At 45.7% G+C, this 13,046-nt stretch carries 11 protein-coding genes; 5 read left to right on the top strand and 6 right to left on the bottom strand.

Annotation, left to right across the window (positions count from 1 at the left end):
• Window positions 1–471: 471 nt before the first annotated feature.
• The 3 genes from SY85_RS14505 to SY85_RS14495 all read right to left on the bottom strand — a co-directional run bounded on the left by SY85_RS14505 (window position 472) and on the right by SY85_RS14495 (window position 3,738).
• Entirely contained in the window at window positions 472–2,226 is a 1,755-nt protein-coding gene (locus SY85_RS14505; RefSeq protein ID WP_082886466.1) for a sensor histidine kinase, read from the bottom strand.
• Window positions 2,187–3,218, bottom strand: a complete 1,032-nt coding sequence (locus tag SY85_RS14500; protein ID WP_066405627.1) for a PAS domain-containing protein — start codon at window positions 3,216–3,218, stop codon at window positions 2,187–2,189. Before SY85_RS14500 ends, SY85_RS14505 begins: the two co-directional genes overlap by 40 nt.
• A 64-nt stretch (window positions 3,219–3,282) precedes the next feature.
• Entirely contained in the window at window positions 3,283–3,738 is a 456-nt protein-coding gene (locus tag SY85_RS14495) for a YqgE/AlgH family protein (protein WP_066405626.1), read from the bottom strand.
• Between the two features lie 548 nt (window positions 3,739–4,286).
• On the opposite strand from SY85_RS14495, the gene SY85_RS14490 reads away from it, so the two are divergent.
• From SY85_RS14490 to SY85_RS14475, 4 genes are all read left to right on the top strand, one after another.
• Window positions 4,287–4,994 (top strand): DUF998 domain-containing protein, encoded by a 708-nt coding sequence (locus SY85_RS14490; protein WP_158512978.1) that lies wholly within the window; start codon window positions 4,287–4,289, stop codon window positions 4,992–4,994.
• Between the two features lie 353 nt (window positions 4,995–5,347).
• Complete coding sequence (dctA, locus tag SY85_RS14485; RefSeq protein ID WP_066405625.1) at window positions 5,348–6,625, top strand: C4-dicarboxylate transporter DctA; 1,278 nt, start codon at window positions 5,348–5,350, stop codon at window positions 6,623–6,625.
• A gap of 104 nt (window positions 6,626–6,729) precedes the next feature.
• The gene (locus SY85_RS14480; protein ID WP_066405624.1) at window positions 6,730–7,713 is read left to right on the top strand and encodes a Gfo/Idh/MocA family protein; all 984 of its coding nucleotides are present in this window, start codon (window positions 6,730–6,732) and stop codon (window positions 7,711–7,713) included.
• 153 nt (window positions 7,714–7,866) lie between these two features.
• On the top strand, window positions 7,867–8,193 hold the full coding sequence (locus tag SY85_RS14475) for a GIY-YIG nuclease family protein (RefSeq protein WP_066405623.1): 327 nt from the start codon (window positions 7,867–7,869) through the stop codon (window positions 8,191–8,193).
• A 257-nt stretch (window positions 8,194–8,450) separates the two neighbouring features.
• Here SY85_RS14475 and SY85_RS14470 read toward each other — a convergent pair whose 3' ends face one another.
• Window positions 8,451–8,882 carry an ester cyclase gene (locus SY85_RS14470; protein WP_066405622.1) on the bottom strand — a complete coding sequence of 144 codons (432 nt, stop codon included), beginning with the start codon at window positions 8,880–8,882 and terminating at the stop codon, window positions 8,451–8,453.
• Between the two features lie 170 nt (window positions 8,883–9,052).
• A complete protein-coding gene (locus SY85_RS14465; protein ID WP_066405621.1) occupies window positions 9,053–9,886 on the bottom strand; it encodes a helix-turn-helix domain-containing protein in 834 nt (277 codons plus the stop codon).
• Window positions 9,887–10,083: 197 nt separating this feature from the next.
• On the opposite strand from SY85_RS14465, the gene SY85_RS14460 reads away from it, so the two are divergent.
• Entirely contained in the window at window positions 10,084–12,234 is a 2,151-nt protein-coding gene (locus SY85_RS14460; protein WP_066405620.1) for a penicillin acylase family protein, read from the top strand.
• A gap of 314 nt (window positions 12,235–12,548) precedes the next feature.
• On the opposite strand, the gene SY85_RS14455 is transcribed toward SY85_RS14460, so the two are convergent.
• On the bottom strand, window positions 12,549–12,917 hold the full coding sequence (locus SY85_RS14455; RefSeq protein ID WP_148661205.1) for a hypothetical protein: 369 nt from the start codon (window positions 12,915–12,917) through the stop codon (window positions 12,549–12,551).
• Between the last annotated feature and the right edge of the window lie 129 nt (window positions 12,918–13,046).

Genomic DNA, 13,046 nt, shown 5'->3' with positions numbered 1-13,046 from the left:
GTCAATGGTCAATAGTGAATGGTGAGTGGCGAGTAGTGTTTCTGTTTTTGGCATGGCGTACTAAGCAAAGTGTTTTAAAGATTATTGTTGTTGGTGAATCCGCACAAGTGTTCGATTGTTTTAGCTTAAAAAAAGAATCAGTCGATGTTGCTCATGCTCTAACAAAACTTAGTTCCCACTCGCTCAAGCGGGGCTCGCTACACACATGCCCACGCAGTGAAGACCCCGCTTATACCATAATAGTAGTTGCTGTATCCTTTACTGCCTGAATAAGTGAAACGTTAAGGAATACTAAACGTATTATTAGACCAATTATCAGTCTTTGTAATAAGTTCAGGGCGATTGTAAAAGCCTTTAACAAAGTAAGCAGGTTGAGGGTGTGAGTGTCCCATCCTTCGACAGGCTCAGGATTCAATGATCATGATCAAGCTGCCTACACAGCATAAGCCTCTTGATTATAAAAACAAACCACTACGCAGGTAATAAAATATGAAAGCGAGCACCTTCTCCTTCTTGCCCTTCCGCCCATATAAAACCCTGGTGGTTCTCTACTACTTTGCGGGCAATGGATAAACCTACACCGGTGCCGGCATACTCGGTCTTGCCATGCAGGCGTTGGAACATGCCAAAGATGCGCTCGGCATATTGTTGTTCAAAGCCAATTCCATTATCACTTACCGTGATCCAGTGAAAGAGTTGGTCATCCAGATCGGGCAATAAAGGAATGGGCGCATCCTGCCCCTTTACCAAGCGGGCTGTGATCGTAATTTCTGGGGCAATGGTTGTTTTACTGTATTTCAGGGCATTGCCAATCAGGTTTTGAAACAGTTGCTGCAGTTGGCGTTTGTAGCCTTTTATTACTGGCAGGTTTTCTACACGAATGGTGGCTTTCTTTTCTTCAATGGCCAGCTCCAGGTCGGTAAATACACGGTGCACACATTCATTAAGATCAGCTTCTTCCATTTCAAGGGGGCGTTCGCTCACGTGCGAAAACTCCAGCAGGTCATCCACCAGCAAGCCCATGCGGTGCGTGGAATTCTCCATACGTTCAAACAGGTGTCTCTCGGTATCGGTCATACGCGTATTCAAGCTGGCTTTTAACCGGTCTGAAAACGTAAGCACCTTGCGTATGGGTTCTTTCATATCGTGCGAGGCAGCGTGTGCAAACTCCTCCAGGTTGGCATTAGAGCGCTCCAGCTCTTGGTTTGAGCGTAGCAAGGCTTCATTGGCCTGGGCCAGTTCGTGTGTGCGTTGTGCTACTATCTCTTCTATTTGCTGACGGGCTATAACCTGGACTGTTACTTCGTGGGCTACCACCATAAAACCATTCGCCTTCCCATTTACATCTCGTAGCGGCTCCCAGATACCGTTGAAATAACAGGTTTCCATTCGGCCATGGCGGTTAAGGATAATCTGGTACTCTGACAGGATAACAGGTTCGCCGGTGTGCAGCAGTTGCTTAACCAGGGGTTCCAGTCTGGCTCTGGCTTCAGGTAAGGCTTCTAACAAGGGACGCCCTAAAAATTCCTCTCGCGTTCTGTCTACCAGGGGCAGGTAGTAGTCGTTAGCAATTTCAGCCACCAGGTCATCGCCTTTGAATACTGCCATGGCAACTGGCGCCTGCATTACCAGGTGACGAAACTGCGCTTCACTTTCTTCCACTTTTTTGCGCGCCATTACCAGATCGGTGACTTCAGCAGCCGTGTTCATTACACCATATACTTTTCCGGCACCATCAAACAGTGGGGTAAAGCTATAGTTGAAGAAAAAGGGACGCAGTTCTCCATCAATGACAATATCAACCTGCTGGTACTTGGCATGAAACGGCTGGCCTGTAGTATACACAAGGTCCAGCTGTTCGTAAATATGCTGATTGCTCAATTCCGGAAGTATATCCGCATAGCGCTTGCCAATAACATCATTTCCTTTACCCCATACGTCAATGATGGATTGGTTGGCCAGTTCAATACGCATCTCTTTGCCTATATACACACCTATAGGGAAGGGTGCACTTTCAACGAAGCTGCGTATGCGTTCCTCGCTTTGGCGTAAGGCCGCTTCTGTTTTCTTTCGTTCTGTAATATTGGCACTGATAGTAGCAAGGCTGGTAACCTCACCCGATCGCTTATCCCGAATAGCAATGGCGTTCCATTGTATCCATACCGGCTCGCCGGTAGGAGCGTGAATCAACCGGATCTCTTGCGAGAAATGACCTTTTGTAAACAAAAGGGGTAATAGCTTCTGGGCAATGGCTTTATCGTCGGGTGAATGGCATCCAGAACCGTTTTACCTGCCACACCTTCCCAGCCCAGCATGCGTAGGCCCGCAGGGTTAATGAAACTAATGGTAGCATCCAGGTTGGCCAGTCCCACAAACTCCTGGCTGGCTTCTATAATAGAAATCAGGTTCTGACTTCTGTCTTCGGCCAGCTTTTGATCGTGAATATCCAATACGGTACCGATCATGCCTAAATAGTTGCCAGCACTGTCAAAGCGGGGTTTTCCCTTGTCTATGACCCAGCGGTAAGAGCCATCCTGCTGACGTAAACGGTAACGAACGGTAAAAGCTGTATGCTGCTTATTGGCTTCTATAAATAAGTTTCCGGCCGCTTCCTTATCATCGGGGTGGGTGGCGCCTAGCCAGCCATAGCCTAATGCCTCTTCCAACGTTTGACCAGTGATCGCGCACCAGGGTTTGTTCAGGTAGGTACACTGGCCGTCGGCGGCTGTCATCCAGAGAATAGCCGGCACACTTTCAATCAGTTGCTGTAACTGTAGCTCACTATCATTAGCGGCATGTAGTTCTTGAGGTGAAGTGCTTTTATCTTCTACCGTTTGTAGAATATAGAGCAGCGTGCCATTTGTGCTTAACACTGGCTGGTGGGTAATGATCACCGTTTTTTCCTGGCCTTGTTGCATAGGCAGGCGGCCATACAACACTTGGCGATGTTCTTTATGTGTCTGGATTGTTTCAAGCGAGGTGCGGATAGAAGTTACGGTTTCACTACTCGTTTGAAAAGACGGTAGATCCCAATAGCTTTTACCTGGTAAAAGGTGATGTGGGATGTCCATAAGATCGCCAAAGGCAGCACTAGCTGCTACAATGGTATATTGAGGCGCATTGGGTTGAAGCAATACACTGCTGCTGGGCAACCACGTACAGAGTGTACTGATGTCTAAACCCGGTAAGGTGTTGACAATGGGTGTTTCGTGAGCCATAAAGGGGGAATGAAGATACTGATTATCAGGAGAAGAAAAGGAATGCGCCACTCATAAACAAAGATCAGCCAAAGACCATTTCATGATTACCTTCAACGATCACCCAGCTACCTTCTTCAATCTCTGCTTCCAGCTCGCCGGCATCCCAGCCACAATAGCCCACAAAGATCTTGATATCATTTGAGGTAAGACTTTTATCATTGATGCCTGCAACGGCTTGTTGAAAATTACCGCCATAATAAATGCCATTGCCCACTCGGGCTCCTTCTTCAATCAAGTCAGGCCGCTGGTGTATAAAGAACAAGTGCTCCTGGTCTACAGGGCCACCTTCGTATAAAGGAACAGCAAGGCTATACTTAAATTCTTCCAGCTCATTAAGCGAACGACCAAAGGGTTTGTTGAGTACAAAACCCAGCGCCCCTTTAGCATTAGATTCAGTAATAAGAATAGTTGCCTCAAAAAACACCGTGTCATTTAAGGCATCAGTGCTTTTTAGAAAAAGGCCGGCTTGTAATTCCATGATCAGCTGGTTAATAATATACTGCAAGTTAGAAAAGGAGAGGGAATTAGCTGATGTGAAGATTAGCTGATGGCGAGAAGGCTGCACGCTGCAAGCTATACGCTGCAAGCCAAACAGCCAGAGAGCGGAAGAAAATTAGCTGATGGAAAGGAAAGCTGCGAGCTATGAGGGGTGAGTGAGGGAAGGGTTGACAGGTTTACAAGTTGATAAGTTGACAAGGGAAGGAATATTGAACAAGGAACAAGGAATGAAGAATGATGAAGGGAGGGAATGTTCAATGGAGAGAGAAGGGTTGACAGGTTAACAAGTTGAGAAGGAAGGGAATGATGAATATTGAATGAGGGAGGAGATGAGTGATGAATAATGAGAAGAAGGCAATAAGAAACTGTTCTTTTTTTAATGGACTTACAAACTTGTTGTTTATCAGGAAGGGCAATGACAAGTATCATCCAATTACTGAATACTATACCGGAACTTGTAAGAAAGTTGTTTACAGCTATTCCTATAGTTGTATAGTGTCCTTTGCTTCTTTTAGTAAATGAATGGTTATGTCTTCCTCCATCACCACTACGCATCAATGGTCGCAACGAACAAGAAGTAACAACAGCATTCAGGAAGCCGTGCACAAGGGCCTGCTACTTTGCGGTCTTCTCTCTTCTTTGTTATATGTGACCATGAATGTTTTTATACCGATGTTGTATGCAGGCTACAATGCGGCTAGCCAAACAGTAAGTGAGCTTTCGGCCATAGACGCACCTACTAGACCCCTATGGGTTTGGCTAGGCTTTGTATACACATTTCTGGTAGCTGGCTTTGGATGGGGCGTATGGCAGTCGGCACCCAGAAAACGGCCCCTTGGCAAAGCGGGCATTTTGATCATAGCGCACGGTATTGTCGGACTGGCATGGCCGCTAGCGCCTATGCACCAGCGTCAGGTACTGGCGGCGGGTGGAGGCAGTTTTACTGATACCCTGCATATTGTTTTCTCTATGGTAACGGTACTGATCATGTTGTTTACCATAGCATTTGCTGCAGCATCGTTAGGAAATCGCTTTCGCCTCTATTCTATAGTCACTGTACTGTTGCTTTTAATAACTGGTATTTTAACAGGATTAGATGCCCCACGTATGGAGGCTGGCCAACCTACTCCATTAATGGGTGTATGGGAGCGCATTAGCATTGGTGCTTATATGCTATGGGTAATGGTACTGGCTGTTATTCTACTGTGGGCAGAACGTAAGTTCAGGCGCAAGTAGTGAAGAACCCGAGAATAAAGGGAATTCTAATTAAGAAGTGAAATTTCAAATTTCAAATTCTAATCTCCAATCAGCCATCACAAAATCAGCCATCATCCATTGCTAATTCCAAATCCCTAATTTCCAATCCCTTCTTTATTCTCTCCCTCCTGTCATCTATCCTCTGTCAACTTATATAGTAACACAGCGTCTTCTTACGTGTTCTTATTTAAATATTGACGAATAGTAAAGTGTGAGTATTATGTATCTTCCCTGTTTTTGATTCGCTCATCATAAGCAAAGAGACGCAAATCAATATCAACAAAAGGGAAACGGAAGTATTCCTTTAAACGCTTTTATCAAGCAGCGATTTCATGAAATATTTGAAGATACTTTATGTACAGGTTCTCATCGGCATTGCGGCCGGTGTGTTGGTAGGTTGGCTTTTCCCCGGCTTTTCCCCTACGGCCAAGTTAATTAGCGAAACCTTTATCAATATGATCCGCATGGTCATTGCGCCGGTGATCTTTTTCACCATCGTATCCGGTATAGCCGGTGCGGGTGATATGAAAAAAGTAGGCCGGGTGGGTTTAAGAGCCCTGATCTATTTTGAGGTGGTTACCACCTTGGCGCTGATCATAGGTTTAGTAACCGCCAACGTGGTAAAGCCAGGCCATGGCGTGGCAGTAACGCATGCACCCAATGCGCAGGTGTCAGCCATTTCCGAGCAAGCCAGCCACATGAACTGGGGCGAGTTCTTCGCGCATATTGTACCTTCTAATATTGTTGACGCCTTTGCAAAAGGCGATATTTTACAGATCCTCTTTTTCAGTGTTTTATTTGCTATTGGTTTAAAGTGGATGGGCGAGTCGGGACATAGCCTGCTGGTTAGCTTTGAAAAGATCAACAAGGCGCTGTTCAATGTACTCAAGATCATAATGAGGCTTAGTCCCATTGGCGCTTTTGGTGGTATGGCCTATACCATTGGAAAGTTTGGCTTTGCCACCCTGGCCGTGTTGAGCAAACTGTTACTAACTTTTTACCTCACCGGCTTCCTTTTCATCTTTGTAGTGCTGCACCTGGTGTGCCGGTATTATGGAATCAATTTATGGAAGCTGTTAGGTTATATTAAAGAGGAGATCTTTATTGTGCTAGGCGCAAGCAGTAGTGAAGCGGTGCTCCCCTCTGTTATGCAAAAGCTTACAGCAGCGGGCTGTGAAAAAGAAGTAGTAGGCTTGGTAATTCCAACCGGCTACAGTTTCAACCTGGACGGTACTACTATTTACCTGAGCATGAGCGTGATCTTCCTGGCACAGGTATTTGGCATTGATCTTTCATTGGGTCAGGAACTCACTGTCATTGGCATTTTACTCTTAACCAGCAAAGGGGCCGCTGGTGTAACAGGCAGTGGCTTTATTGTTTTAGCTTCCACACTAACCGCATTAAAAGTGATCCCGCTGGAGGGTTTGGCCTTACTCATTGGCGTGGACCGCTTTATGAGTGAGGGCCGCGCTATTATCAACTTTATTGGCAATACCATCGCTACCGTTGTAATTGCTAAAATGGAAAATGAAATAGACATGGACACCTATAAAAGAGTAGTGGAAAAAAAATTACCAATAGCGGTCAAAGAACCAGTATTGGAGGAATAATATTTTAACGTACGGCAAAGAATGTATTTCCTTTTGGGATGGCACAGAAGAAGCCGAAAAGCAAAATTCAAATTCCAAGCTCTAATTACTAATACACGGTTCTTATGACTGACAATACCATCCGCTGGGGCATTATTGGTTGCGGCGATGTAACCGAAGTGAAAAGTGGCCCTGCTTTTAATAAAGTCCCCCACTCTAAACTGGTGGCTGTGATGCGACGTAATGCAGAAAAGGCAGCCGATTATGCCCGCCGTCATGGAGTAGAACGTTGGTACAGCGATGCGGAGCAGTTGATCAACGATCCGGAAGTAAACGCCATCTATGTGGCCACGCCTCCCTTGCAACATGAAGAATACACCATAGCTGCATTGCGGGCCGGTAAGCCTGTGTATGTGGAGAAGCCAATGGCTATTCATGCCGATGCAGCTGCTCGCATGGCGCAGGCTGCCCTTGATACAGGTGTGAAACTAACGGTGGCGCACTACCGAAGGGCGCAGCCGCTTTTTCTAAAAGTAAAATCCTTGTTAGAGGAAGGTGCAATTGGTGTACCCCGACTAGTCAACCTGTATTGTTTGCAGCCTCATAGAGACAACAAGATTGCTAGCACGGAAGACCCCTGGCGTTACCATCCCGCCATTTCCGGTGGTGGTCTTTTTTACGACCTGGCGCCACACCAGCTCGATCTGATGTTGTACTTTTTAGGTACGCCGGAAAAAGTATCGGGGCTTTCGGTGAATGCTTCTAAACTATACGGTGCTGATGATACCACTATCGGGCAGGCATTATTTCCCAATAATGTACTATTCAATGGCACCTGGTCTTTTACCGTTCCTGAAAAACGCGACCACTGTGAGATCATTGGTACTGGTGGCAGCTTGCAGTTTTCCATATTTGATCACCGGTTGCTGGTGCTGAAACAAGGTGATCGTGAGCAGCAGTTTGCATTTGATCCCCTGCCGCATGTACAACAACCCATGATACAGAAAGTGGTGGACTATTTCCTGAACCGCGGCGATAATCCCTGTTCCGCAGATGAGGGCGTAACGGTAATGCAAATGATCGATGCTATGGCGGGAGGAGAATGGTGAGAAGGCGTGCACTGGAGTTTAAGAGTAAGGCAAGATTCTATAAGACCTTACAGGTTCTACTGATAGCATCTCTTTGAGATTCCTCGCTATCGCTCGGAATGACAAAAAACAAAAAGTAACTAAATAGGACAGAAGAAATAAATTACAAGTGCAATGCACCAGTACTATGTCTATATCGTTACTAATCCGGAGAGAACCGTTTTTTATACAGGTGTTACCAATGATCTGGAGCAGCGTATTATAGAACATTACTTAAACAAAGGGAGAAGAAAAACCTTTGCTGGTAAATATTACTGCTATAACTTGATCTTCTATGAAGCGTTTCAGTATATCAATAACGCTATTGCAAGGGAGAAAGAAATCAAAGGATGGAACAGAAAGAAAAAGCTGACATTGATAGAAGCCGTCAATCCTTCTTTGACATTCTTCAATGCGCAGTTGTTTGACGGCTGGCCACCAAAGGAAATTACAACCCGGTAGTTTTATCAATCAATAGAATCCAGAAACTAACTTAAACAGCTACATAAGCTAGCTTTTCTTTACGTAAAGCATCTTGTACTTACGTAGACCATCTTGTAATCATAAAGACTCTTTGTCATTCCGAGCGATAGCGAGGTATCTCAGAGACTCACACCTAAAAATCGACTGCAATCGTAAAGATCAATCTCAAATTCCAAATCATCCATGTTAATCCTGGCCATGTACGTAGCAGGGACACAGCCAGGATAAAAAAATATTCAGCTTAATTGACGCTTAAAATCAGCGTGGTCCCAGGAGATGGAAATGCTATCAATTTTATTCTGCTCATTGAAGTGAAAGATAAAGATGTGGTCGCTGTCAAAGTGCTTACCCTTGTTGGGAATATCTGCAAAGTCTTTTTCCTGTGTGCCGCGGATCACTACCTGGCAGCGTACAGCGTTGCCGGGTTCGGCTACGGCAGCATCAAGGGTATTGTCAATATCCGGAAAGGCGTCCATCAATCCGCTCCAGATCGCTTTGCCCAATTCCCCGATCTTACCTGTTCCACTTTCGCCTAATGGCTGGAAATGTACCAAGCCTTCCGGTTCGCAAAAGCTAAGCATCCGTTCTACGTTTCGCTGCTGGTAGGCAAACATGAATTGCACGCAGGCATTTTTCAGACTCAGTTGTTGTTGTGTTAAGGTGAGCATATGATGTGTTTTTAGTTGATTTCGTTTTTCAGACGTTTCCCCTTTTTAGTAAACCTGCTTTGCAGGAAACCAATGTATCGGCTCATGATCCTGATTCTTAGGTGAAGCTACAAGTCGCTGCGCAGGCAGTATTGTATAAGTGCGTCAATCGGTTGTAAAAATGCGGCAATCTATAGTTGCTGTTGCTGGGGCTTTTTCACGTATTGGGCCAGTTCCGTATTCTCTTGCAGGTATTGTTGTGGGGAGCGTCCGGTAAACTCTTCAAAGTCTTTGATAAAATGGGCCTGGTCGTAATACTCGCACCCGTAAAAGAGTTCCTGCCAGTTTACTTTTTGTTTTCCGGCTATAAGGTTACACAGGTGTGCAATGCGTCGGATACGGGCATAGTACTTCGGACTCAAGCCTACCTTTTGAAAAAAGCGGCGTTCAAAAGTGCGTCGCGACATACAGCTGTTTTGCACCAGTTGTGTAATAGAGATCATGCCATTGCTCTCCACAATCTGGTTGGCTGCTATATCTATAAAGTCGGGCGAGGGCGATTGGGTTTGTACCTGGTGCAGGAGAAAAGCTTCCAACGCCTTTACCTTTTCAATGGGGTTGGCGGCTTCCTCTATTTGTTGAATATAGGGCTGCAGTAGTTGATGGGAAAAAACGTTGAACAGGTCCACCCGTTCTTCCGTAAACGCGTAGGCTGGTAAGTGAAACAGTGTGGCCAGGGCCGCTGGCTTCAGTACAATGCCGGTAATGCCGATACGCCCCTGCAGAAATAGTTTGTAGCTGTAGATAGACTGGCCGGCAATGAAATGGCGAGGAACGGCTAGTTGCGCATATTTGATGTTTTGTAGCCGGTAGGGATCTCCGTAATTAAATACAATGGAGCAAAAACTATTCGGTGGCGATTCTACAACAAGCTCTTGTTCCAAGGCTGTTTTTGAATCCCATACAAAGTAGCATTCTATAAAAGGGGAAAGCTGAGTAGCGCAGCCAAACCTTTCATAAGTCATAAACGCTGCATGAACAGTAAAGGTATTAAATGCTTACCGGACGTCCTATAGCGAGGAGGCACTGCAATGGGGAATGCTTTTCGTTCAAATTCAAAAATGAAATCCAAAAATCCAATATCAGACATTATAAAATCAGACATCCGCCATTATTCATCTTCAATCTCAAATTCGGGTTACATTTAAGAAAATTTTACTCCGTGAAGAAACTCTTGGTTTTTGCCTTCCTGCTACCAGCGCAGTTGTGGGCCCAATCCTTTTCCAAAGAAGAAGTCAGCCGCTGGCAGCAACAGGCGCAGCAGGTGAATATCATTGAAGACGACTGGGGTATTCCGCATGTGTATGGCAAGACCGATGCCGATGCGGTATTTGGATTAATGTATGTACAGTGCGAGCAAAGCTTTGAACGCGTAGAGCTCAATCACCTGGAAATGATGGGCCGCCTTTCTGAAGTGTATGGAAAGAATCGCTTGTATGAAGACCTGCGCATGCGTATGATCTACGATACGGCTGCTGCTATAGCCGATTATAAGCAAAGCCCTGCCTGGTTTCAAAAACTATTGAATGCCTATGCCGATGGTATCAACTTCTACATCTACAAACATCCGGAGGTTAAACCAAAGGCGCTGCAACGCTTTGAACCCTGGATGGCCCTGCTGCGTACCAATGGTAGTATATCAGCAACCGAAACCGGTGGCGTTACACTGCGGGAGTTACAAAACATGTATCCTATAGATGATAAGGCTACCTCTTTTGTTCAGGAGCCGCCCCTATACGATAAGATGCAGCAAGGCTCCAACGGCTTTGCTGTAGCACCGGCTAAAACCAGGAACAAAAAAGCCATCTTGTACATCAATCCGCACACCTCTTTCTTTTACCGCACAGAGGCACACATGATCAGCGATGAAGGCTTGAATGCTTATGGTGGCGTTACCTGGGGCACGTTTTTCATCTTCCAGGGTTTTAATGAGAACTGTGGCTGGATGCATACCTCTGGTCGTGCCGATGTAGCCGATCTGTACAAAGAAACCGTTGAACAAAAAGGCGATAAACTGTTCACACTATATGATGGTAAACAACTGCCGGTAACGACTAAAGAGATCACCATCCGCTATAAACAAGGCGATGCATTGCAAGAGCAACGCTTTACTACCTATGCTACTAATCATGGCCCGGTAATGGGCAAGCGCAATGGGCAGTGGCTGAGCCTGCGCGAGTACAACCGCTCGCTGAATGCCCTGCTGCAATCCTGGCAACGAACCAAGACCAATGGCTTTGAGGAGTTTAAAAAGGTAATGAATCTACGCGCCAACACATCAGACAATACGGTGTTTGCCGATGCTAGTGGCAACATTGCTTATTGGCATGGCAACTATGTGCCCAAGCGTGATCCAAAATATGATTACAGCCAACCACTAGATGGTACTACATCGGCCACCGACTGGAAAGGTATTCATGCCTTGGACGAAACTGTACATGTATACAATCCTAAAACCGGCTGGATCCAAAACACCAACTCTACGCCATTCACTGTATCTGGTGCCAGCAGTCCAAAGAAAGAAGATTTCCCTACCTACATGGCCCCTGATGCACAGAATGCCCGCGCCATCAATGCCGCGCGTTTGTTGAGTGCAGCGCAGGATGTAACGATAGACAAGATGATTGCCATTGGGTACGACCACTACCTGTCAGCTTTTGAGATCTTACTGCCGCCACTGTTTAAAGACTATGATGCGCTGACACAGGCCGACCCTCAAAAGAGCAGACTGGAAGTGCCTATTCACTTCTTGCGCTTATGGGATAAGTATTCTTCTACTACCTCTATAGCCACCACACTGGCCATTGAATGGGCATCGATATTTGAAACTAAGATTGGAAGCGCTGATGCGGAGCGCATTATAAAGGAAACCACCGCTGCCGATCGGTTAAAGGCCTTGGAAGACGTGATCACGATGCTGGAAAAACAATACAAAACCTGGCAGGTAGCCTGGGGCGATATCAACCGCTACCAACGCACCAACGATGGTAAGTTTGATGACAATCTACCTAGCTTACCAGTAGGCATGGCCTCTTCTGCCTGGGGTTCATTGCCAGCTTATAATGGTCGTCGTGTAGGTACGCAAAAACGCTACGGTGTACATGGTAATAGTTTTATAGCCGCTGTAGAATTTGGTGGTAAAGGAAAACTGAAGGCCAAAACCATCTTAGTGAGTGGTGAATCTTTTGATCCTAATTCCAAACATTATAACGACCAGGCCGATGGTTACCTGACCGGTAAGTTCAAAGACATTTACTACTACAAAACCGATGTGCAGAAACATGCCATGCGGCAGTATCAGCCGGGAAAGTAGTAAGTGAGCGCTGCAAGCAGCGGGTTTCACGCAGAGGCGCAGAGACGCGGAGAGAAGGTTTCGCACAGAGGAAAGGAGAAAAGGAGGACCGCGGATTAGTGGGATTAAAAATGGATTAACAGGATTTAGAAGAATAAGGAACTGTCTATAAAACAAAAGCACTCCCCTGGCGGAGTGCTTTTCTATTTAAATTGATTCTTTCTCTCTTCATTGACCATTGATCGTTGAGGATTGAGCATTGAACATTCCCTCCCTTCTTCCTTCATCCTTCCTTGTTCCTTGTTCGATATTCTCTCTCTTCATCCGCTAATCAGCTAATTGCTTTCAATAGCCACCTGCTCCTGGCTGTATAACACCAACTGCGGTTTGGAATTATACAACTCCAATTTGCCGGTTAAGCGTACTTCTTTTCCGATCAATTCTTTGTCGGGTGGATAGTCAAAGTTCATGCGGTCTTTGCCCCAGATCACTACGGTAAGCAACTGGTTGGGATAAAGGGCGCCCATATTCAGTAGGGTAGGTCGGTTGGTAGCTCCTTGCAGCCACTTGCCGCTAAAGATCTTGCCACTCACCTGCACACTGTCGCCAATGTGCTGGCTTATTTCTTCCAACTTGATCTTTGTTTGGCTATGAGAAACAAGAGTAGTGAATACGATTATAACAAGAAGGGAGATGCGCTTCATATGGTACAACTGTTTTGTATATACAAAGTACAGCGTCCAAATCCGAAAAGCAAGTAAAGAGAAAATACGAGTAGAGAAATTCCAATAGTCAAATTCCAAATACCTGTTTTTAAATCCGAAAAGGAAAAG

Origin of the sequence: Flavisolibacter tropicus, assembly GCF_001644645.1 — a bacterium.
In the GTDB taxonomy this organism is placed as follows: Bacteria; Bacteroidota; Bacteroidia; order Chitinophagales; family Chitinophagaceae; genus Flavisolibacter; species Flavisolibacter tropicus.
The sequence above is the reverse complement of the archived record's forward strand: the minus strand, read 5'-3'. Positions and strand labels throughout refer to the sequence as shown.

Bases quoted from the DNA above. Each gene is read 5' to 3' on its own strand.
- SY85_RS14490 (WP_158512978.1), top strand. From the start codon at position 4,287: ATGTCTTCCTCCATCACCACTACGCATCAATGGTCGCAACGAACAAGA.
- SY85_RS14500 (WP_066405627.1), bottom strand. From the start codon at position 3,218: ATGGCTCACGAAACACCCATTGTCAACACCTTACCGGGTTTAGACATC.
- SY85_RS14465 (WP_066405621.1), bottom strand. From the start codon at position 9,886: ATGACTTATGAAAGGTTTGGCTGCGCTACTCAGCTTTCCCCTTTTATA.
- dctA (WP_066405625.1), top strand. From the start codon at position 5,348: ATGAAATATTTGAAGATACTTTATGTACAGGTTCTCATCGGCATTGCG.
- SY85_RS14480 (WP_066405624.1), top strand. From the start codon at position 6,730: ATGACTGACAATACCATCCGCTGGGGCATTATTGGTTGCGGCGATGTA.
- SY85_RS14470 (WP_066405622.1), bottom strand. From the start codon at position 8,882: ATGCTCACCTTAACACAACAACAACTGAGTCTGAAAAATGCCTGCGTG.
- SY85_RS14495 (WP_066405626.1), bottom strand. From the start codon at position 3,738: ATGGAATTACAAGCCGGCCTTTTTCTAAAAAGCACTGATGCCTTAAAT.
- SY85_RS14475 (WP_066405623.1), top strand. From the start codon at position 7,867: ATGCACCAGTACTATGTCTATATCGTTACTAATCCGGAGAGAACCGTT.
- SY85_RS14455 (WP_148661205.1), bottom strand. From the start codon at position 12,917: ATGAAGCGCATCTCCCTTCTTGTTATAATCGTATTCACTACTCTTGTT.